The 20302-nt window shown below is 63.0% G+C and carries 19 protein-coding genes and 2 pseudogenes; 6 read left to right on the plus strand and 15 right to left on the minus strand.

Translation table 11 applies throughout. From position 1 onward, the window contains the following. The first annotated feature begins 118 nt into the window (after positions 1–118). The 3 genes from ACK1VC_RS00585 (at position 119) to ACK1VC_RS00595 (ending at position 2683) form a co-directional block, all read left to right on the plus strand. Positions 119–916 carry a transporter substrate-binding domain-containing protein gene (locus tag ACK1VC_RS00585; protein WP_449117841.1) on the plus strand — a complete coding sequence of 266 codons (798 nt, stop codon included), beginning with the start codon at positions 119–121 and terminating at the stop codon, positions 914–916. A 77-nt stretch (positions 917–993) separates the two neighbouring features. Then, positions 994–1956: an amino acid ABC transporter permease gene (locus tag ACK1VC_RS00590; protein ID WP_019472583.1), complete on the plus strand. Its 963-nt coding sequence runs from the start codon at positions 994–996 to the stop codon at positions 1954–1956. Beyond that, positions 1949–2683 carry an amino acid ABC transporter ATP-binding protein gene (locus ACK1VC_RS00595; protein WP_024717350.1) on the plus strand — a complete coding sequence of 245 codons (735 nt, stop codon included), beginning with the start codon at positions 1949–1951 and terminating at the stop codon, positions 2681–2683. Before ACK1VC_RS00590 ends, ACK1VC_RS00595 begins: the two co-directional genes overlap by 8 nt. 120 nt (positions 2684–2803) lie before the next feature. Here the strand turns inward: ACK1VC_RS00595 and ACK1VC_RS00600 are convergent, their stop codons facing one another. The 13 genes and pseudogenes from ACK1VC_RS00600 to ubiE form a co-directional block, all read right to left on the minus strand. Continuing rightward, positions 2804–3676 (minus strand): methyl-accepting chemotaxis protein, encoded by an 873-nt coding sequence (locus ACK1VC_RS00600; RefSeq protein WP_371855227.1) that lies wholly within the window; start codon positions 3674–3676, stop codon positions 2804–2806. Then, positions 3659–4747: pseudogene (locus ACK1VC_RS00605) on the minus strand (methyl-accepting chemotaxis protein); the annotation flags it as partial. The gene ACK1VC_RS00600 and the pseudogene ACK1VC_RS00605, both read right to left, overlap by 18 nt. Before the next feature lie 231 nt (positions 4748–4978). Then, entirely contained in the window at positions 4979–5851 is an 873-nt protein-coding gene (locus ACK1VC_RS00610; RefSeq protein WP_371855228.1) for a methyl-accepting chemotaxis protein, read from the minus strand. Next, positions 5834–6895: pseudogene (locus ACK1VC_RS00615) on the minus strand (methyl-accepting chemotaxis protein); the annotation flags it as partial. The pseudogene ACK1VC_RS00615 and the gene ACK1VC_RS00610, both read right to left, overlap by 18 nt. Positions 6896–6996: 101 nt before the next feature. After that, positions 6997–7704, minus strand: a complete 708-nt coding sequence (locus ACK1VC_RS00620; protein WP_060516890.1) for a 16S rRNA (uracil(1498)-N(3))-methyltransferase — start codon at positions 7702–7704, stop codon at positions 6997–6999. Then, positions 7701–8489, minus strand: coding sequence for a twin-arginine translocase subunit TatC (tatC, locus tag ACK1VC_RS00625; RefSeq protein ID WP_023047997.1), 789 nt, complete (start codon positions 8487–8489; stop codon positions 7701–7703). Before tatC ends, ACK1VC_RS00620 begins: the two co-directional genes overlap by 4 nt. After that, positions 8486–8863 carry a Sec-independent protein translocase protein TatB gene (gene tatB, locus ACK1VC_RS00630; protein ID WP_016489565.1) on the minus strand — a complete coding sequence of 126 codons (378 nt, stop codon included), beginning with the start codon at positions 8861–8863 and terminating at the stop codon, positions 8486–8488. The genes tatC and tatB overlap by 4 nt, the downstream gene beginning before the upstream one ends. A gap of 3 nt (positions 8864–8866) precedes the next feature. After that, on the minus strand, positions 8867–9139 hold the full coding sequence (locus tag ACK1VC_RS00635; RefSeq protein ID WP_016489564.1) for a twin-arginine translocase TatA/TatE family subunit: 273 nt from the start codon (positions 9137–9139) through the stop codon (positions 8867–8869). A gap of 25 nt (positions 9140–9164) precedes the next feature. Further along, positions 9165–9500 (minus strand): phosphoribosyl-ATP diphosphatase, encoded by a 336-nt coding sequence (locus tag ACK1VC_RS00640; RefSeq protein ID WP_016489563.1) that lies wholly within the window; start codon positions 9498–9500, stop codon positions 9165–9167. Between the two features lies 1 nt (position 9501). Beyond that, positions 9502–9894: a phosphoribosyl-AMP cyclohydrolase gene (hisI, locus tag ACK1VC_RS00645; RefSeq protein ID WP_016489562.1), complete on the minus strand. Its 393-nt coding sequence runs from the start codon at positions 9892–9894 to the stop codon at positions 9502–9504. Between the two features lie 72 nt (positions 9895–9966). Then, positions 9967–11589, minus strand: coding sequence for a ubiquinone biosynthesis regulatory protein kinase UbiB (gene ubiB / locus ACK1VC_RS00650; RefSeq protein ID WP_070086471.1), 1623 nt, complete (start codon positions 11587–11589; stop codon positions 9967–9969). After that, positions 11586–12209 (minus strand): ubiquinone biosynthesis accessory factor UbiJ, encoded by a 624-nt coding sequence (locus ACK1VC_RS00655; RefSeq protein WP_016489560.1) that lies wholly within the window; start codon positions 12207–12209, stop codon positions 11586–11588. Before ACK1VC_RS00655 ends, ubiB begins: the two co-directional genes overlap by 4 nt. Beyond that, entirely contained in the window at positions 12209–12979 is a 771-nt protein-coding gene (gene ubiE, locus ACK1VC_RS00660; RefSeq protein WP_016489559.1) for a bifunctional demethylmenaquinone methyltransferase/2-methoxy-6-polyprenyl-1,4-benzoquinol methylase UbiE, read from the minus strand. The genes ACK1VC_RS00655 and ubiE overlap by 1 nt, the downstream gene beginning before the upstream one ends. A gap of 124 nt (positions 12980–13103) precedes the next feature. On the opposite strand from ubiE, the gene ACK1VC_RS00665 reads away from it, so the two are divergent. Further along, a complete protein-coding gene (locus ACK1VC_RS00665) occupies positions 13104–13379 on the plus strand; it encodes a polyhydroxyalkanoic acid system family protein (RefSeq protein ID WP_016489558.1) in 276 nt (91 codons plus the stop codon). A 36-nt stretch (positions 13380–13415) separates the two neighbouring features. Here ACK1VC_RS00665 and ACK1VC_RS00670 read toward each other — a convergent pair whose 3' ends face one another. Beyond that, positions 13416–18149, minus strand: a complete 4734-nt coding sequence (locus ACK1VC_RS00670; RefSeq protein ID WP_191087056.1) for a DUF6543 domain-containing protein — start codon at positions 18147–18149, stop codon at positions 13416–13418. A gap of 182 nt (positions 18150–18331) precedes the next feature. On the opposite strand from ACK1VC_RS00670, the gene ACK1VC_RS00675 reads away from it, so the two are divergent. Together ACK1VC_RS00675 and ACK1VC_RS00680 are read left to right on the plus strand one after the other, a co-directional pair. Next, positions 18332–18751, plus strand: coding sequence for a phasin family protein (locus tag ACK1VC_RS00675; RefSeq protein ID WP_016489556.1), 420 nt, complete (start codon positions 18332–18334; stop codon positions 18749–18751). A 10-nt stretch (positions 18752–18761) separates the two neighbouring features. Further along, the gene (locus tag ACK1VC_RS00680) at positions 18762–19562 is read left to right on the plus strand and encodes a phasin family protein (protein ID WP_449117805.1); all 801 of its coding nucleotides are present in this window, start codon (positions 18762–18764) and stop codon (positions 19560–19562) included. Positions 19563–19683: 121 nt separating this feature from the next. Here ACK1VC_RS00680 and ACK1VC_RS00685 read toward each other — a convergent pair whose 3' ends face one another. Further along, positions 19684–20298 carry a TetR/AcrR family transcriptional regulator gene (locus tag ACK1VC_RS00685; protein WP_016489554.1) on the minus strand — a complete coding sequence of 205 codons (615 nt, stop codon included), beginning with the start codon at positions 20296–20298 and terminating at the stop codon, positions 19684–19686. Positions 20299–20302 lie beyond the last annotated feature (4 nt).

The raw sequence follows: 20302 nt of genomic DNA on the forward strand, positions 1-20302 counted from the left end.
GCGCTAGGTCCCCGAGCCGCCATGCGTTAGCATCCCATTCCGATACGACGCCTCGGCCAGTACGGCCGTGCCAACACAATAAGATTCGCTACTTTTCTTGCTAGGGGACTTGGTGATGATCAAGCAATACCTTTCGCGACTGCTGGTCGGTGTAACCGCCCTGGTCGCTGTAACTGCGGCCCAGGCAGTCGCCATTGATGACGCGGTCAAGCGCGGTACCCTGAAGGTGGGCATGGACCCGACCTACATGCCGTTCCAGATGACCAACAAGCGTGGCGAGATCATCGGCTTCGAAGTCGACATTCTCAAGGCCATGGCCAAGTCCATGGGCGTCAAGTTCGAGGCAGTGTCCACCGCCTATGACGGCATCATCCCGGCCCTGTTGACCGACAAGTTCGACATGATCGGCAGCGGCATGACCCTGACCCAGGAACGCAACCTGCGCCTGAACTTCAGCGAACCCTTCATCGTGGTTGGCCAGACCCTGCTGATCCGCAAGGAGCTGGCGGGCGAGATCAAGTCGTACAAGGACCTGAACAACGAGAAGTACCGCCTGACGTCCAAGCTGGGCACCACCGGCGAAATGGTCTCCAAGAAGCTGATCGGCAAAGCCAAGTACCACGGCTACGACAACGAACAGGAAGCGGTCATGGACGTGGTCAACGGCAAGGCTGACGCCTTCGTTTATGACGCGCCGTACAACGTGGTCGCCGTGGAGAAGGCCGGTGCCGGCAAGCTGCTGTTCCTCGAAGAGCCCTTCACCTACGAGCCGCTGGCCTTCGGCCTGAAGAAAGGCGACTACGACAGCATCAACTTCATCAACAACTTCCTGCACCAGATCAAGCATGACGGGACCTACGATCGTATTCACGACAAGTGGTTCAAGAACAAGGACTGGCTGAAGGACATGGAATAAGGCCCAGGCCACAAGCCCGGCTTTGACCCCGACGCGCAGGCAAACCCTGCGCGTTCGCATTTACGGAAGTACCCCACGTGATCAAACACAAGAAAGCCCAGTGGCCCTGGCACGGGCTGACCGCCCTGGTGCTGGTCGGCCTGGCGATCAGCCTGTACATGGCCACCTCGATGATGTCCTACGAGTGGCGCTGGAACCGTGTACCCCAGTACTTCGCCTACAAGGCCGAGGACGTACAGCGCGCCGCCGGTTACGGCACCGTGCAGGACATCGTCATTGCCGGCGATAACGCTCGCGTCACACTGAAGGACGAGCAAGGTGACGAGCAGGTGCTCGACGTGGCCAAGGACAGCCTGCAACTGAGCCGCGGCGACGATGTTGCCGAAGGCGACCAGATCGGTGTCACCCGCCACTGGGCAGCCGGCCCGCTGGCCTGGGGCCTGTGGACCACATTGTGGCTGTCGGTGGTGTCTGGCGCCCTGGGCCTGGTCATCGGCCTGTTCGCTGGGCTGTGCCGGTTGTCCAGCAACCCGACCCTGCGCGACCTTTCAACCGTCTATGTCGAATTGGTGCGTGGCACGCCGCTGCTGGTGCAGATTTTCATTTTCTACTTCTTCATCGGCACCGTCCTCAACCTGTCCCGCGAGTTTGCCGGGGTGGCCGCGCTGGCACTGTTCACGGGCGCCTACGTGGCGGAAATCGTCCGTGCTGGCGTGCAGTCCATCGCCAAGGGCCAGAACGAAGCCGCCCGCTCGCTGGGCCTGAACGCTGGCCAGTCAATGCGGCACGTGATCTTGCCGCAAGCCTTCAAACGCGTGCTGCCGCCGTTGGCTGGCCAGTTCATCAGCCTGGTCAAGGACACCTCGCTGGTCTCGGTGATTGCGATTACCGAACTGACCAAAAGCGGCCGCGAGGCCATCACCACCTCGTTCTCGACCTTCGAGATCTGGTTCTGCGTGGCAGGTCTGTACCTGCTGATCAACCTGCCGCTGTCGCACCTGGCCAGCCGGCTCGAGCGGAGGCTTGCGCAAAGTGATTGAAGTCCGTGACCTGCTGAAAGTGTTCGACACCCGTGGCCAAGTGGTCCGGGCTGTGGACAATGTCACCACCCAGGTCGCCAAGGGCGAAGTGGTGGTAGTGCTCGGCCCATCGGGCTCGGGCAAGTCGACCTTCCTGCGCTGCCTCAACGGCCTGGAGCATTTCGACGAAGGCCATGTGGCCATCGACGGCCTGCAGCTGGCCGACCCAAAGACCGACATCAACGCCTACCGCCGCGAAGTCGGCATGGTGTTCCAGCACTTCAACCTGTTCCCGCACATGACCGTGCTCGAAAACCTGTGCCTGGCGCAGAAGGTGGTGCGCAAGCGCAACAAGGCCGAGCGTGAAGCCAAGGCCCGGGCGTTGCTGGAGAAGGTGGGTATTTCGCAGAAGGCCAACGAGTACCCGTCGCGCCTGTCCGGCGGCCAGCAACAGCGGGTGGCAATTGCCCGCGCCCTGGCGATGGACCCGAAAGTGATGCTGTTCGACGAGCCGACCTCGGCGCTGGACCCGGAGATGGTCGGCGAGGTGCTGGACGTGATGAAGACCCTGGCCCAGGAAGGCATGACCATGGTCTGCGTCACCCACGAAATGGGGTTTGCCCGCGAAGTGGCGGACCGGGTGCTGTTCTTCGACCATGGCAAGCTGCTTGAAGATGCCGCGCCTGGGGCGTTCTTCGATGCGCCGAAGGACCCGCGCGCGCAGGCGTTCCTGCGCCAGGTGCTGTAACCGCACCGGCCTCTTCGCGGGACAAGCCCGCTCCCACAGGTGCCGCGCTGCCCTCAGGGTGCGTGATGCTTGTGGGAGCGGGCTTGTCCCGCGAATGGGCCGCAATGCGGCCCCGGCATTTCACAGGTTGAACCGCCCCACCATCCCCCGCAACTGCTGCCCCAGCTGCTCAAGCTCCCCGCTCGAAGCCGCCGTCTGTTCACTGGCCGCACTGGTCTGATCCGACACATCCCGCACATTGATCACGCTTCGGTTGATTTGCTCGGCCACCACGCTCTGTTCTTCGCTGGCCGTGGCAATCTGCTGGTTCATGCCCTGGATGCTCGACACTGTGTCGGTGATCTGGCTCAGCGCCTGCCCGGCCCTGCGGCTCAGCGCCACGCTCTGCTCGGTCAGGCGCTTGCTGCTGTCCAGCAAACGGGTCACGTCGTCCGTACCGTTGTGCAGGCTGTCGATCAGCTGGCCAATCTCCTCGGTCGCCGTCGAGGTACGCTGGGCCAAACCGCGTACTTCATCGGCCACCACGGCAAAGCCACGGCCGGCTTCGCCTGCACGGGCCGCCTCGATGGCGGCGTTCAGCGCCAGCAGGTTGGTCTGTTCGGACACCGACTTGATCACGTCAAGGATGCTGCCAATGCGCTGGCTTTCGCCCGCCAGGTGCTGCATGGCTGCCAGGCAATGATCCATCTGCCCGGCCAGTTGCTCGATACGGCCGATGGCTTCGGACACGACCTGGTCGCCCATCTGCGCCTGCTGGTCAGCGTTGGTCGCGGCCTGCGAGGCTTGTTCGGCATTCTGTGCCACTTCCTGCACGGTTGCGCTCATCTGGTTCATGGCGGTAGCCACCTGGTCGGTTTCCTCGCGCTGCTGGTTGATGCGCAGCTTGGTGTCCTCGCTGCTGGCCGCCAGCTGTGTAGCAGCCTGTGACAGCTGCCCGACCCCCTGGTCGATGCCGCCGATCAACTCGCGCAGGCTCAAGGTCATTTCGCGCATGCGGGTTTGCAGCTGGCCCATTTCATCACGGCGTTGCACTGCGTCAACCTGGCTCAGGTCACCCTTGGCGATACGTGCGGCTACGGCCAGCGTCTGGCGCAGCGGTTGGGTGATCTGCAAGGTGATCAGCCACGCAGCCAATACGCCCACCGCCAGTGCCAGCAGCGCCACACTGGTCAGCAGCGAGCGTGCGGCCAAGGCTTCGCTGTCACGTTGTTCGACCTTGCGTTTACCCAATTCGAGGCTGACCGCGCGCAGCTCATTGCCCATATTTTCAATATTGTTCTGCAGCTGCTCGACACGTATGGCGGCGTGGCGGTACTCGTCCAGGGCGGCGCGGTACTTGGCCAGCTCGACACCGGGCTGCTCGCTGACTGCGCGTGGCAAACCCAGCGGCGCAAGGCCGGCAAGCAGTTGCCCAAGGCTATTTTTGGCAGCATCCAGGGCGTTGTCGCCGACTTTTGCGAAATCCTCGACCGGAGTGAAGGTATAGGCTGGCACCAGGCTTTGCTGATTGGCCCCTTCGACCTGTCGGGTGAGGGTGTCCATCAGGCCCAGTACACCACTTTGCTGGCTGTCGGCTGGCATCCTCAGCAGGGCTTGGGTCTGCAGCTCGTCGATCGCATCATTAAGTGCCTGTTCCCGAGCCTGCATGGCTTCGCGCAGCGTGCTGCGGTTACCGGTGCTACGTTGCAATTCGCTGAAATCGCCGCGCAGGCGCTGTAACAGCGCCAGCTTTTCGGTCAGCAACTGTCTTGATTCATCGACGTTGCTGCGTTTTTGCAGGGTGGTCAGCATGCTGTTGAGTTGTTCGAGGATGCTGCTGATGCGCGCTTTGCTGGTGTCGTCGTTGAGCACGCGGTAGGTGATGCGTTCTGCCCGCAGGTCTTTGGTCAGGTCGTTGATCAGGCCTATTTCGCTGAGTTGCTGTGAGCGCACGATGGCGTCATCCAGGGCGCGCCACCCGCTGATGGTGGTGGCCAGTGTGAGCAGCAGCACTACGGCGAAGCCGAGGGCCAGCTTGGCAGCGACACTGATATTGCCAAGCTTGCGGTTGAGGTAGGCGAACATAGAGCGTCTCCGAGCGAATGAGAGGGAGGATGCAGGCGCATTGCTGGCATCACATCTCTGCCAATCGGCAGGGGAGCTGTAGGACTTGACCTGATAATCAGGTAGGAATAATCACTGGCGACTGTAGGAAGAATCGCCCTGCGGCGCAGCCTCTGCGGAGGCTGCCAGGCGTCGCAAAAAGGGCCGCAAAGCGGCCCCGGCAATAGGTGCGGCGAAGCTGAAATGGCGGGGTCAGAGTTTGAACCGCCCCACCAACCCCTGCAGGTGGGTCCCCAGCCGCGCCAGCTCCACACTGGAACTGGCCGTCTCTTCACTTGCCGCCGAGGTCTGGTCGGATATATCCCGCACATTCATCACGCTGCGGTTGATCTCCTCGGCGACGGCGGTCTGTTCCTCTGCAGCAGTTGCAATCTGCTGGTTCATCGCCTGGATCGAAGACACCGTGCGGGTGATGGTTTCCAGAGAGGTACCGGCACGGCGGGTCAGCTCGACGCTGCTGTCGGTCAGCTGGCGGCTGTTGTCCATCACGCTGGCCACCCGTTGTGTGCCGCTTTGCAGGCCGGCGATAAGCTCTTCGATCTCTTCAGTCGACTGCTGGGTGCGCTGGGCCAGGCTGCGCACCTCGTCGGCGACCACGGCAAAACCACGCCCGGCCTCCCCAGCGCGGGCGGCTTCGATCGCGGCGTTCAGGGCCAGCAGGTTGGTTTGCTGGGCCACCGACTTGATCACGTCGAGCACACTGCCGATCTTGTCGCTTTCAGTCTTGAGCTGGTTCATCGCTTCGCTGGAGTTGATCACTTCACCCGCCAGCCGCTCTATCTGCGCCACGGCCTCGCCCACCACACGGTCGCCTTCGCGGGCCTGCTGGTCGGCCATCAAGGCAGCTTCCGAGGCCTGTTCGGCATTGCGTGCCACTTCGTGCACGGTGGCCGTCATCTGGTTCATGGCGGTCGCAACCTGGTCGGTTTCGACCTTCTGGTTGTTGACCCCGGCGCTGGTCTGCTCAGTCACCGCCGACAGCTCCTCTGCGGCACTGGCGATCTGAGTGACACCGTCACCGATGCCGCCGATCAGTTCGCGCAGGCCTTGGGTCATGCGCTGCATGCTCGCTTGCAACTGGCCCAGTTCGTCGCGGCGGTTTACCTGCAGGTTCTGGGTCAAGTCGCCACTGGCGACCCGCTCCGCGGCGCGCAGGGTCTGGCGCAGGGGAATGATGATCTGCCGGGTAATAGCCCATGCCGCCAGCAGGCCGAGGGCCAAGGCCAACCCGGTGGCCACGGCGAGCAGGGTCTTGGCCTGGGTGGCCCCGGCGTCACGCACGGCGGTCTGCGAGGTGGTCATCGCCTGGCTGGTCTGCAGCAGCAACGTACCTTGCTCGGCCATGTGCTGCAGGGCCTGCTCGCTGGCAGCCTGTGCATTGCCGAACTGGGTGACCGCATCACGGTAGCCGCCCATGGCGGTGGCGGCATCGTCGAGACCGGCGGCATGTTCGGCCGGCACTTTGGCTGGCAATGCACGCAGCTCGGCCAGGGCCTGGTCGATGGCCTTCAGCGCCGTTTGCTGGAAGTCGGTATTGCCGCTGTAGGTGTAGCCACGCACCTGGAAGCGCGCTTGTTGCAGCAGGGCGCTGACGTCTACCGCGTGCTGGTACTGGCTGATATCGCCAGCTTGCAGGAGGCCGCGCTGGACGCGCCCGATCAGCTCTGCCGCCTTGTCGGCGCTGTCGCCGAGCACGCTACGGCTGGCCTCGCGGCGCTGGCCCGCCTGCTTCAGCTCGTTGAACGCCTGCTGGTAGATGCGCACCGCCTCGCGCTGCTGCTCCAGGCGCTGGCGGTCGGCGGGGTGTTCGATCTGGCCGAGCATCAGCTGCACCTGGCGGTCGAGGTTGGCCAGTGCTTTCTCCAGCTCGGCCACCGATGCGTCATCACTGCGGCGCTCGTAATGCTGGCGGGCGATGCGCAGTTCCTGGGTGTACTGCTGGATGACCGAGATGTTACCCAGCTTGTCGCCGCGGTCGATGATGCTGTCCATGCCGTGCCAGCCGGCCAGGGTAATAGCCAGGGTCAACAGCAGCACCAGGCCGAAACCCAGCCCCAGTTTGCGATTCACGCTCACATTGCCCAGCGATTGGGCTAACCATTGATACATGTACGACTCCCCGGCGGCTTGGCAGCACAAATAGTTGTTGTGTTGCCAAGGCCATCGGCCCGGGGGAGGGAAACTTGATGGCCAAAAAAGTGGCGTTTGCGTCAGAAAATACGCGAAAGCAGCGCAGTCACGGCGGTCTCTACCCGCAGGATGCGATCACCCAGTTGCACCGGTGCCAGGCCAGCCTTGCCCAGCAGCTCGATTTCGTAGGGTATCCAGCCGCCCTCGGGGCCGATGGCCAGGGTTACGGGTTGTTCCACGGCACGCGGGCAGGCAGGGTAGGGGCCGGGGTGACCGACCAGGCCCAGGGTGCCCGCGGCGATGGCGGGCAGCCGATCTTCGACGAAAGGCTTGAACCGTTTCTCGATGATCACCTCGGGCAGCACCGTGTCACGCGCCTGTTCCAGGCCGAGGATCAGGTTTTCGCGAATGCTCTCGGGCTGCAGGAAAGGTGTTTGCCAGAAGCTTTTCTCGACCTTGTAGCTGTTCACCAGAATCAGCCGTGATACGCCGAGGGTCGCCACGGTCTGGAACAGCCGTCGCAGCATTTTTGGCCGCGGCACTGCCAGTACCAAGGTCAACGGCAGCTTGGCCGGTGGCTGCTGGTCGAAGGTCACTTCAAGTTCGGCTTCGTGCTTTTCCAGGCGCAGTACCGTGGCTTGGCCCATCAGGCCGTTGATCCGGCCCACCCGCAGGTGGTCGCCCACCGCCACGCGGTGGATCTCCTGCATGTGGGTGAAGCGCCGGTCGGCGAGAACGACGCGGTCGGCCGAGACGAAGTCGGCCTCTTCGAGGAGCAACAGGTTCACGGTTGGGTCGCTGGCGGCTGGTCGTTGTGGTCGTTGGCTGCTTCGTCGTGGGCGCTACGCTTGCGGATCAGGCTGCCACATAGCACGCCGACCTCGAACAATAGCCACATAGGTACGGCCAGCAGGGTCTGGGAGAAAATGTCCGGCGGGGTGAGGATCATGCCGACCACGAAGCAGCCGATGATCACGTAAGGGCGGATCTTCTTCAGGTACTTCACGTCGACCACGCCTATCCACACCAGCAACACCACCGCCACCGGGATTTCGAAGGCAACGCCAAAGGCGAAGAACAGCGTCATCACGAAGTCGAGGTAGTTGGCGATGTCGGTCATCATTGCCACGCCTGCCGGGGTGGCGGCGGCAAAGAACTTGAACATCAGCGGGAACACGAGGAAATAGGCAAAGGCCATACCGGCGTAGAACAACAGAATGCTCGACACCAGCAGCGGAATGGCAATGCGCTTTTCATGGCGGTACAGGCCTGGCGCGATAAAGCCCCAGATCTGCTGGAGAATGAACGGAATGGCCAGGAACAGCGACACGATCATGGTCAGCTTGAACGGCGTAAGGAACGGCGAGGCCACGTCGGTGGCGATCATCGTCGCGTTGGCCGGCAAATGGTCGCGCAGCGGCGCCGAGACCAAGGTGTAAATCTGCTGGGCGAAGGAAAACAGCCCGGCAAAGATCAGGAAAATGACGGCAACGCAGCGCAGCAGGCGGGTGCGCAGTTCGGTCAGGTGCGAGACCAGCGGCATCGGCTGGTCGTGTTCCGGATTCTCGCTCATGGGGCTCGCGGCGGTTGAGGCGGTTCAGAGGGTACGGCCGGGGCAGCAGGTGCTTCGACCGGCCTGGCTTCGAGCCCGGCAGGTGGCTGCACGCTGGCCGTGGTTACCGGCGGCTGCGCGGGTGGCGTCATCGGGTTGAGGATGCGCTTGGCTTCCTCTTCCATCTGCAGGATGTGCTCGTTGTGCAGCTGGCGGCGGATGTCGTCGGCGCCAATTTCGCGCTCCACTTCCATCTTGATGCTGTTGAAGCTGCGTTTGAGCCGGCCAATCCACAGGCCTGCCGTGCGCGCGGCTCCGGGCAGGCGCTCGGGGCCGAGCACCAGCAGCGCGACCAGACCTACGAGTAGCAGCTCGCTGAAACTGATGCCGAACATGGGTCAGTCTTTCCGCTGCGGCTCTTGGACCGGTTGGGCCTGGCCTTCGATGGTGTGGCCTTGTTGCGGCTGGGCAGTGTTTTGCACCGGCGGCACCGGTTGGGCTGGCGGCGGCGTTTGCTCGGCCGGCTTGGTCTCTTCTTCGTTCATGGCCTTGCGGAAGCCCTTGATCGACTCGCCCAGGTCACTGCCGAAGTTTTTCAGCTTCTTGGTGCCGAACACCAGGACCACGACAACCAGCAGGACGATCCAGTGTTTCCAGTCAAAAATACCCATGGTGCTCTCCTAGAATGCGTTGTGCTCAAGCCGAAGGCTGTCGAGCGGCCTTTTCATCGTGCCCGGACAGCCCGAAACGGCGGTCCAGCTCATCCAGCACGGCTTGCGGATGCTGGCCCAGCGCGCTGAGCATCACCAGGCTATGAAACCACAGGTCGGCGGTTTCGTAGATGACATCGCTGTAATCCTTGCTGACGGCAGCATCCTTGGCGGCAATGATCGTTTCGACCGACTCTTCGCCGAGCTTTTCGAGGATCTTGTTCAGGCCTTTGTGGTACAGGCTGGCCACATAGGAGCTGTCAGGCGCCGCTTGCTTGCGTTCTTCAAGCACTTCGGCCAGGCGGTTGAGGGTGTCGCTCATGTCAGTGTCCTGCGCTGTAGATGGCATCCGGGTCCTTGAGGACCGGGTCGACGATTTTCCACTGGCCGTCTTCATGGACGCGGTAGAAGCAGCTTTCCCGACCGGTATGGCAAGCGATATGGCCCAGTTGCTCGACCATCAGGATGATCACGTCGGCGTCGCAGTCCAGGCGCATTTCATGCAGCTTCTGCACATGCCCGGACTCTTCGCCCTTGCGCCACAGCTTGCCTCGCGAACGCGACCAGTAGATGGCGCGCTGTTCGCTGGCGGTCAGCGACAGCGATTCGCGGTTCATCCAGGCCATCATCAGCACGCGTCCGGTCTTGTGGTCCTGGGCGATTGCCGGTACCAGGCCGTCGCTGTTCCACTTGATCTCGTCCAGCCAGTCTTTCATCGTCGACTCCAAAGCGGGCCCGCTCCTGTATCGGGCCCTTTGCGCTAGTGTGCCAGCCGCAGGCGCGGCTGGCTATTGGCGCACGATCAGGTAAAGGCCTGCGGCCAGCATCAGCCAGGCCGGCCAGGCTGCAGGGGCGGCCAGGCTGGCGGCCTCGGCGGCGCCAGCGGCCAGCACCGCGCCGCCACTGAGCAGGCCGGCGCCCAGCAGGCGCAGTGCCCAGCGATCACCCTGGCGGCGGCGTTCCGGCATTTGCGGATCGTGCAGGTGCGGTTGCGACAGGCGTTCGAGCAGGTCTCGGGCCATGTTGGTCAGGTGCGGCAACTGCTCCACCTGCCCATGAATGTTGCCGAGCACGGCCTTGGGGCTGTAGCGGTCGCGCATCCAGCGTTCGAGGTAGGGTTTGGCGGTGCTCCACAGGTCCAGGTCGGGGTACAGCTGGCGGCCCAGGCCCTCGATGTTGAGCAGGGTCTTTTGCAGCAGCACCAGTTGCGGCTGCACTTCCATGTTGAAGCGCCGCGCCGTCTGGAACAGGCGCATCAGCACCTGGCCGAAGGAAATATCCTTTAACGGTTTTTCGAAGATTGGTTCGCACACGGTGCGGATCGCCGCTTCGAATTCGTTGACCTTGGTATGCGCCGGCACCCAGCCGGAGTCGATGTGCAACTCGGCAACGCGTCGGTAGTCACGCTTGAAGAAGGCAAACAGGTTGCGCGCCAGGTAATCCTGGTCCTCGGCGGTCAGGCTGCCGACGATGCCGCAGTCGATGGCGATGTACTGCGGGCTCCACGGCTTGACCGTACTGACAAAGATGTTGCCCGGGTGCATGTCGGCGTGGAAGAAGCTGTCGCGGAAAACCTGGGTGAAGAATACCTCCACCCCGCGCTCGGCCAGCAGCTTCATGTCAGTGCGCTGGTCGGCCAGGGTGGCCATGTCGGTCACCGGTACGCCGTAGATGCGCTCCATCACCAGCACTTTAGGGCGGCACAGGTCCCAGTAGACCTGGGGCACGTACATCAGCTCGGAGCCTTCGAAGTTGCGCCGCAGCTGGCTGGCGTTGGCAGCCTCGCGCAGCAGGTCGAGCTCGTCGTAAATGGTTTTTTCGTAGTCGCCGACGATTTCCACCGGGTGCAGGCGGCGGGCATCCGCCGAGGCGCGCTCGGCGGCCTTGGCAATCAGGAACAGCCAGGCCAGGTCCTGGGCGATCACCGGCTTCAGGCCCGGGCGCACGACCTTGACCACCACCTCTTCGCCCGTCTTGAGGCGTGCGGCGTGCACCTGGGCCACCGAGGCCGAGGCCAGCGGTTCGACGTCGAAGCGGCTGAACACCTCACCAACCTTCGCGCCCAGCTGCGCTTCAATCAGTGCCACGGCCTGTTTCGGGTCGAACGGCGGCACGCGGTCCTGCAGCAACATCAGCTCGTCGGCGATATCGGTGGGCAGCAGGTCGCGGCGGGTGGACAGCAGTTGGCCAAATTTGATGAAGATCGGGCCCAGGTCCTGCAACGCCAGGCGCAGGCGCGCGCCACGGCTGAGCTCAGTGGGCTTGCGTGGCAGCCAGCGCCACGGCATCAGCAGGCGCAGGCTGGCCAGCCACCAGGGCAGCAATGGCTGATCGAACAGCAGGTCATCGAGACGGTAGCGAATCACCACACGCTGGATGCGAAAAAGACGGCGGACGGCGAGCAGCTTCATGCGTTTTCGCTGGTATCAAGGGATCGGGAGAGGCGCTTGATGCGCGCCTCGAGGCGTTCTGTATCGAGCTTCAGGGCATCGAGTTCGCTGAAGGCGGCTTCGGCTTCGCGTTTGCCTACCAGGGCGCGGGACTCTTCGGCCAGGTACTCGGAAAGGTTCTGGCTGAAGCGCGCCAGGCCCTGCCGGGTCCAGCGTGCACGCAGGCGGATGTGGCCTGCCAGCAGCGCCGTGGCGACCGGGCCGAGCCAGCGTTGCAGTTCGTGCTCCCAGTCCAGTTCCAGGTCCTGCAGCACGCCGAACAGGTCAAGCAGCACGGCGCTGTCGCCATGCAGTTCGACCTGCGGGCTGTGCAGCACGGCGGTCTTGTCCCCGGCCAAGGCCAGTTGCGCCAGGCTGCCGGCCGGTGCGCGCAGGCTGCAGTCGACCTCGCCCTCCCAGTGGGCGGCGAGCATCAGGCCGTCTTCATCGGGCAGGATGAAGACCTGCAGGGCCGGTTGGCGGCAGTCTATCTCGATGACCTTGCCTTCCAGCGCGGCCAGCCGCGGCAGGGCCGTGCTGTCCATGCGCAGGACGCGGTTCAGGCCATGTTCGACGCTGGCGAGCAGCCCGGCCAGCAGCATCAGGGTTTGATCCCCCGGTGCACGGCAACGATACCGCTGGTCATGTTGTGGTAGGTGACGCGGTCGAAACCGGCCTCGACCATCATGCTCTTCAGGGTTTCCTGGTCCGGGTGCATGCGGATCGATTCGGCGAGGTAACGGTAGCTTTCGGCGTCGTTGGTGATCAGCTTGCCCGCCAGCGGCATGAAGGCGAACGAATAGGCGTCGTAGGCCTTGGACATCAGCTTGCTGGTCGGTTTGGAGAATTCCAGGATCAGCAGGCGGCCACCGGGCTTGAGCACGCGCAGCATCGAACGGATGGCTTCGTCCTTGTGGGTGACGTTGCGCAGGCCGAACGCGATGGTCACGCAGTCGAAATGGTTGTCCGGGAACGGCAGTTTTTCGGCGTCGGCCTGGACGAACTCGATGTTGCCGGCTACACCACGGTCCAGCAGGCGGTCACGGCCAACCTTGAGCATCGACTCGTTGATGTCGGCCAGCACCACCTGACCCGTCGGGCCGACCAGGCGCGAGAACTTGGCAGCCAGGTCACCGGTACCGCCGGCGATGTCCAGCACCCGGTTGCCGCTGCGCACGCCCGACAGCTCGATGGTAAAGCGCTTCCACAGGCGGTGCATGCCGCCGGAAAGCACATCGTTCATCAGGTCGTACTTGGCTGCCACCGAGTGGAACACTTCGGCGACTTTTTTCGCCTTCTGGCTTTCAGGTACGTCCTGGTAACCAAAGTGGGTGGTGGGTTCGGCGTGGTCGCCTTTGCGCTGGTCGTTCATATCGCTTCACCGGAAAAAATTACCGCCATTCTAGGGCGAACGGGCGGATTTGTCTTGGCGGGGTGTGCCAGTGGGCAGGGGCGGGCATAATGCCAATTATGTCTACATCTTCAGGAATGCCCGTATGACCCAGATCAGCGTTGAACGCAAACACTCCCTCGGCCGCGATGCTGCCCGCGCCAAGGCGCAAGCGCTGGTCGACAAGCTCAGCCGCGAATACGACCTCAAGGCCACCTGGAACGGTGACCGGGTCGATGTGGCGCGCAGCGGCGCCAACGGCAGCGTGCACATTGGCGAAGACATCATCCGTGTGGAGCTGAAACTGGGCATGATGCTGTCGATGATGAGCGGCACCATCAAGGGTGAAATCGAGCGGGCGCTGGACAAGGCGCTGGTCTGAGCCTGACGGGCCGACCGAGGTCGGCCCGTCCCACGATCAATCGGCAGGGAACGGTATGATGTCTGCCACATCTTCGCGCTTCAGATCGCCCCGGTAGATCTTGATCCGCTCGGCGGTTGTGGCCTGCTTGAGTTGTTCCTCTCGCTCCAGGCTCCGGGGCTCCCAGAACTTCAAGTGACCCTTGGCGAAGTCGAGGGCGCTGGCCTGCTTGCTGCGGTAATGAAAATGCGCCTCCCAAAGCACCGCTGCGGGGGCATGCGTGTCTCTGATCTCATACACGTCCAGAAAATCATCCGCGCGACGCGTCGGTTTTCTTGCCACGGTTGGCGTGATCTGCAGGCGCTGTTGTTCATGCAGGTAGCGCAATGCGGTGGCATCGGGGTGATGTGTGGTGAGGTAGGACTGGGTAAGCAGCCGTTGTTTCTCCGCCCGCACGTAGGCTACCGCTTCACGCAGTTCGCCAGTTAACGCGGCCAACCGGGGATCGTCCTTGATGCCCTTGATTTTGACGGCGATCTCGAGCATGTCTTCGATATGCCAGTCCATGAGGTTGGACAGGGCATTCGGCTCGTGGATATGGCGTGCGGCCTTGGCGATTCGCTCCTCACGGCTGGCGAGCAGGCTGGTGGCGCGCTGGCGCAGTTCGGAGGTGTCGAGGGCCACCGGTGGTTCCGCCGGTGCCAGCTCGAACCACTCGCCGTCGCGCTGCTCGAAGGTGCTGGCAGGTTGCTGAGTGACGGGGTCATGTTGAACCGCCCGGTTGCTGCCTTGCGCGCGGTCAACCAGCAACCTGCGACCTTGCGCCGTCCTGATCACCGTGCTCTTGCGAGGATGTACACGGTACATCACTGGGGCGGGGGCGGGGCTTGCGCCGCTGTCGACGTTGACCAGGGCGCTGGCAAGTTGTGATTCTGTGATGTGCACCAGTACCGACAATTCCTCGATGTACGCTTGCAGTATGGTCTGGTCGATGGCCGGATGCTCGAAGGATTGTAGGTACTGGGCCTTGCCGAGCGTGGTCTCATACTCGCGCAATGCGTCGCCGAGCAACGCTGCCTGCTCTTCCTGGGGCAGGTTTGCAGTCGCGATCCCATCATGTGTCCAGACGGTTTGTGAGAACTGCCTGCTGTCCAGTGATTGCTGCACAGGTAGAAGATCGATGGCCACCTGTTCGGTCAGGCGCGTCTTGTCCAGCAACAGGTACGCCATGTCGCTCAGCTGCTGCGCACGAATGACCAGTGTTGAATAGGGCCGCAGCGCGATGGCCGCTTCGACCTTGGCTTTCTTGTCCTTGTTCGGGAACGTGATCAGCGGGTCCTCCAGCATTCGGGGCAAGAGGGTGTCAAGCCGCTCACTGACCGTGCGCAGGCGGCTGACGATGTCCAGCGTGTCACGTACTGCCTGGCGAAACGAAACATGGCGCTGTTTTTGCTCATCGGTCACAGGCACTTTTTTCAGGCCGACGGATTTTTGCTCAAGGCCCTGGTGGTCCGATTGTTCCAGCAGACGGCGAAGCAAGAGGATGTCGTTCTCGACCTGCGTTTCGGAAAGGACACCCAGGCTGCGTCGGGCGGTGCCTAGCGGGTCGAGCCTGGCGAACCTGGGCTCCATCAGCTGGCGCAGGAGGGAGGCATTGGTCTGCAGCAGTGACGCTTGTTTTTCCAGGCACAGCGATATCGTGCGAATCTGCGGCATAAGCTCGAGACGCCGGGCAGCCAAGTCCCGGTTCTGTTGCTGCAAGTGTTCGTCCATGGCTGCCTGGCCACCTGCCCTGGCCAGGGCCTTCCCGAAGGCGTTCGCCTCGGCATCGTAGTCGGTCATCAATTGCTGGTTGGCATCCAGCAGCGGCTTGATCTTTTTCAGGGCATTGTGATTGGCAGACACCGCTTGGTTCAAACTGTCGAACTGCTGTTGGTTTTGCGCAATGATCTGCTGCCGGCTTTTCGGCATGCCGCCTGCCAGGGCGAGGTCCAGTACCCAGGTATCGTTCCGGCGTGTCAGCCAGGGGCCGTAACTGCGTTGGCGGCCAACGATATGGTAGCCGTCCGGGTTGCCACCCCAGCGGGCTTGCCATTCATCCACGTTTTGCGGCGGGCCGATGATCCGCAGGCCTGTCTCGCTTTCCAGCACCTCGTAGGCGACCTCGTGCAACTTCACGTAGTAGCGGTCTTCGATGGCATACAGCCCTCGAAGCCTGCCTTGGCGCTGCACCGTGCGCCCCTGCAGGGAAATGTTGGCCTGCAGTTGACCCAGCGCTTGTCGGGTTGGCGCTGGAAGGTTGCCCAAGCGTTGGTTGTCGCCCCAGCTCAACAGCGTGACGTGGGTTTGGGTCGGAACCGGCGATTGCCAGGCGCCTTCGTCCGGTGCCTCCCGCCAGGCCGCAGCAGCTGACGGTCGGGCTTCCAGGCTTTCAAGCCGTGGCAGAGGGCCTTGCAGCCGGGCCGAGGGGGGCTCAGGTGTGACGCTGCCAACGTCATGAATCAACAACATGGCGACATTGGCCAGCAGGTCAGTGACTGCCAAGGCCTGCGCTTCGGGTGTGCCTTGAGTGAGGGCAGACAAATCGTCCTTCAATGCTGCCACTGCAGCCACCACCCAGGCCACGGCCGCCGCCGGGCCTCGCAGCAGTGGCGTGGTGGCGTTGAACAGCATCCAGCCAAGCTGCCAGGCCAGCGCCCAGCGCTGCTGTGAGTTCGAGACCGTCTGGCGCGAGGCAAGAAGCAACAGCGCCTGGACTCTCGACTCGTGCAGCTTGATGTCCAGATCGCCCTGCCAAGGCTCATGCACCAGGGTAACCGGGGTCCGCAGCGACTCCAGCGCAGCATCTGTCCACGCTGTGCCACCGCCCAGCCAGTGCGCCAGTTTCGACATGCGCGGATGCAGGTGGGGCCGAAGGAAGCCGCCATTCTGATAGACGGCCCGGTTTTCGTCATCTACCCAGTCGAGCACGTCCTGTTGCAGTTGTGGATTGGTCTGGATCTGAGCCATCAGTGCATCCAGGCTGGCATGTTCTGCCAAGGGTTGTTCGGCAAACAACGGGCGGTAAAGCAAATAGCTGGCGCTGGCCTGGACGTGCAGCACAAACATGCCCTGCACAGTGTCGCCTTCAGGGGCACCCTTGAACGGTTGCAGCACCAGTGGCGAGAAGGTCAACGGTTCTGCTGGCAGCGCTTTGCCCAGGCAGAATTCGACAACAGCCAGGCAGGCGGTCTCGCCAATCTGGCCGTCAATTTTCGCCTTTAGGGCCGTGAACGCCAGATTGCCACGCCATTCTCGGGCGAAGCGCTGGACTTGTTCGGGGTCATGCTCGAATGCCTGCAACTGGGCCGCCACGTGCACCGGGTACTGGCCGCCGATGTCCACCTCGGTGACCAGTGCCTGGAGGTAATCAAGGGTCATCCAGGCTTGCTCCGGCTGGCGCCCCTGATAGGTCAGGCCAGATGCCACTTCGTTCAGGTCGGTGTGCAGGCGCACTACGGCCATCTCGGTCAGGGTTATGCGTTTGAGGTGCCGCAGCACGGCCGGCCCTGTCGAAGACACAGGAACCACGACGGAAATCTCTATCAGCAGCAGGTCAGGGTCGAGCGGCGCCTGGTCGGGGTGGTCGAGCTGCATGCGCTCGCGAAGGCGCCTTCTGGCATAGGTGTCCAGGGGTTCGATGTCGTCCAGCGAACCTTTGCTGCCCGCCTGCGCCTGGCGAGCGCATAGCCGCAGCACTGCGTCGCTGTACAGCAGGCGGTCACTGGCGGCCGCCGAAGCCAGCCAGGCCGGCAGGGCGATGTCTGGTTGGGCTTCGTTCACCAGCCACTGGCCGGAAATATCGGAGGCGGGGTCTGTAACGGCGTCGAGCGTCTGTTCCAGCTCCTCGACGGTGCTGAACGAGGCCAGGCTCAGGCGGCCGAGGCGCTCAAGAATGCTGTTGAGCATGGCGGTGGCCTGGTGTTCGAAGGGGTCGCCCAGCAAGGGGCGATGTGCCCAGCTGAACGCCTCGAAGCGATAGGCTTGCGCCAACTGGTCGCGCAGGGCGCTGGCAAAGGTGGTTGCATCCACGTAGCGGCGTACTTTGCCCGCAGGGCTGCACCACAGCACCTGATCGGGGCCGAACAATACAAGGTCCGCCAGGGTGAACGACTGGGTGTTGCCCGACATGCCCAGCGATATCTGCAGGCCGCTGACGGCGGGGGTGTCGGCCCCATTCTCCAGCAAGCGATAGAGCGTGCCTTTGGCGGTGTCATCCAGCCCTTGGCGTTCAACCCCGTTCAGCAGCGAAGCTTTCAGCAGGTGTGCCAGCCAGCGCACGTTGGAGCGCTCGGAAATGCCGTCAGTGCCGGCCCAGAAGCTGATTTGGGCCTGCTCGAACGCATCGCCCAGAGCGGCCAGCAGTGTGTCGAAATCCTGGTTGAGCATTGCCATATCAAGCGTGATTCGCGGCTGACTGGCAGGGTTTTCACCTTGCTCCTGGGGGTAGAAGGGTTGCGGTGGTGCGATGCTGAGCTGATCCGCCGCCCCCAGGTCCATGGGGCGGCCGTTCAGGTAGTGCTCGAGCAGCAGGGGCACCAGTGGCTGTACTGGCGGCTCGGAAGGTGCTGCCCTGAGCACGGTGAAACGCTCGAGGCCTTCAAGGTCCGGATAGTTGCGAACGATCCACGGGTAGCGATCGGCAAGCACGCTGAAGCCTTCGCTAGCCAGCAGCTGACGTAGCGTGGGGCGTTTGGCGAAGCGGCTGGCCACCAGCTGCCGATAGGTGGTTGTCGAGGAGGAAACAGCCATGCGAGTCGAGCTCCGTTTAGTCAGTGAGCGCGAACGGTAGAAGCTGCATGGGTAACGGGTGAGGTAGATAGGTCGTGATGCGTGTTCTTAGGGTGTGGTTTCTAATTTTGTTCCCTACCTTAGGCATCAGCCCAGCGTTCATGGGCGCATCCTCCTCCACTGATGAACATGAGGCACTGAGCATGGCCAAAGTGACTGTGAAGAAAAAGGAAGACGCCCAGGGCACGCTGGGTGAGGTGCGCGGCTACGCGCGCAAGATCTGGCTGGCAGGTATCGGCGCTTATGCCCGCGTCGGCCAGGAAGGTTCCGAGTATTTCAGCGAGCTGGTCAAGGCCGGCGAAGGTGTTGAAAAACGTGGCAAGAAACGCATCGACAAAGAGCTCGATGCTGCCAACCACCAGATCGACGACGCCGCTGAAGAAGTCAGCCGCGTACGCGGCAAGGTCGAAATTCAACTCGACAAGATCGAAAAAGCTTTCGACGCGCGGGTAGGACGCGCCTTGAATCGCCTCGGCATTCCGTCTAAACATGACGTTGAGGCGTTGTCGGTGAAGCTTGAACAGCTGCACGAGCTGCTTGAGCGCGTCGCGCACAAACCATAAGGAGAGCAGGATGGCTGGCAAGAAGAATTCCGATAAAGAAAGCAGCTCCTGGGTCGGCGGGATCGAGAAGTACTCCCGCAAGATCTGGCTGGCGGGGCTGGGTATCTATTCGAAGATCGACCAGGACGGCCCCAAGCTGTTCGACTCGCTGGTGAAGGATGGCGAGAAGGCCGAGAAACAGGCGAAGAAGACCGCTGAAGATGTGGCCGACACCGCCAAGGCTTCGACCACCTCGCGTGTGTCTGGTGTGAAAGACCGTGCGCTGGGCAAATGGAGCGAGCTCGAAGAAGCCTTCGACAAGCGCCTGAACAGCGCCATATCGCGTTTGGGTGTGCCAAGCCGCAACGAGATCAAGGCCCTGCACCAGCAGGTGGACAGCCTGACCAAGCAGATCGAGAAACTGACCGGTGCTTCAGTTACGCCGGTTTCGTCGCGCGCTGCGGCGGCCAAACCGGCTGCGAGCAAGGCAGCGGCCAAGCCACTGACCAAGGCAGCAGCGGCCAAGCCTGCGGCGAAAACCGCGGCAGCCAAACCTGCAGCTAAAACGGCAGCGGCCAAACCTGCTGCCAAGCCGGCGGCCAAACCTGCTGCCAAGCCGGCGGCCAAACCTGCCGCCGCCAAGGCTGCGGCGGCCAAGCCAGCGGTAGCGAAGAAACCTGCGGTGAAGAAAGCACCGGCCAAGCCGGCAGCCGCGAAACCGGCAGCCCCAGCGGCCAGCGCGGCCCCGGCCGCTACCACAGCACCGACACCTGCCACCGCCCCGGCCAGCAGCGCGCCGTCGGCACCAAACGGCACCGGTACCTTGATCTGATACCGCATCGCCTTCTTCGCGGGCTTGCCCGCTCGCACAGGGACAGCGCCGATCAACGGGTCAGCGCAGGCCCTGTGGGAGCGGGCATGCCCGCGAAGGCCCCAGCGCCGAAACAGCAGGCCTACCCCTCCAGGTAGCGCACAGCCAACTGCTCCGCCGCCGCCCGCGCCTGTGCCTGCAGATGCGGCGCCACCAGCATCATCACCTGGTACACCACGATCCCCACATCCCCCTCGCGCCCCAGCACACGCTGGTAATCCAGCGAGAACAGCAGCGTCATCGTGATCTGCTCCACCAGCTGCCCCAGCGCCTGCGTACCACTCTCTACCAGCCCCTGGCCCTTGAGGCTGGCCAACAGCGCCGCCAACGTGCGCTTGAGGGCATTGATCAGGCTGCGCATGCCGCGTGCCAGCTTTGGCAGGCGGCCGGTGAGGTTGGAGAGGTCCTGAAACAGGAAGCGGTACTGCGACATGTGCTCGACAATCAGGTGCAGGAACAGCCAGTAGTCCTCGGCGTCCAGGCGCACTTCCAGGGGTGGGTCAAGCAAGGGCATCAGCGCGTCCTCGAAGCGCTCGAACAGGCCCAGCACCAAGGGTTCCTTGCCGTGGAAGTGGTAATACAGGTTGCCCGGGCTGATGCCCAGTTCGTTGGCAATCTCCAAGGTGGATACGTTCGGTTCGCCCTGCTGGTTGAACAGCTGCAGGGCGCATTCCAGGATACGGTCGCGGGTCTTCATCCGG

The organism is Pseudomonas sp. XP2 (assembly GCF_053557975.1).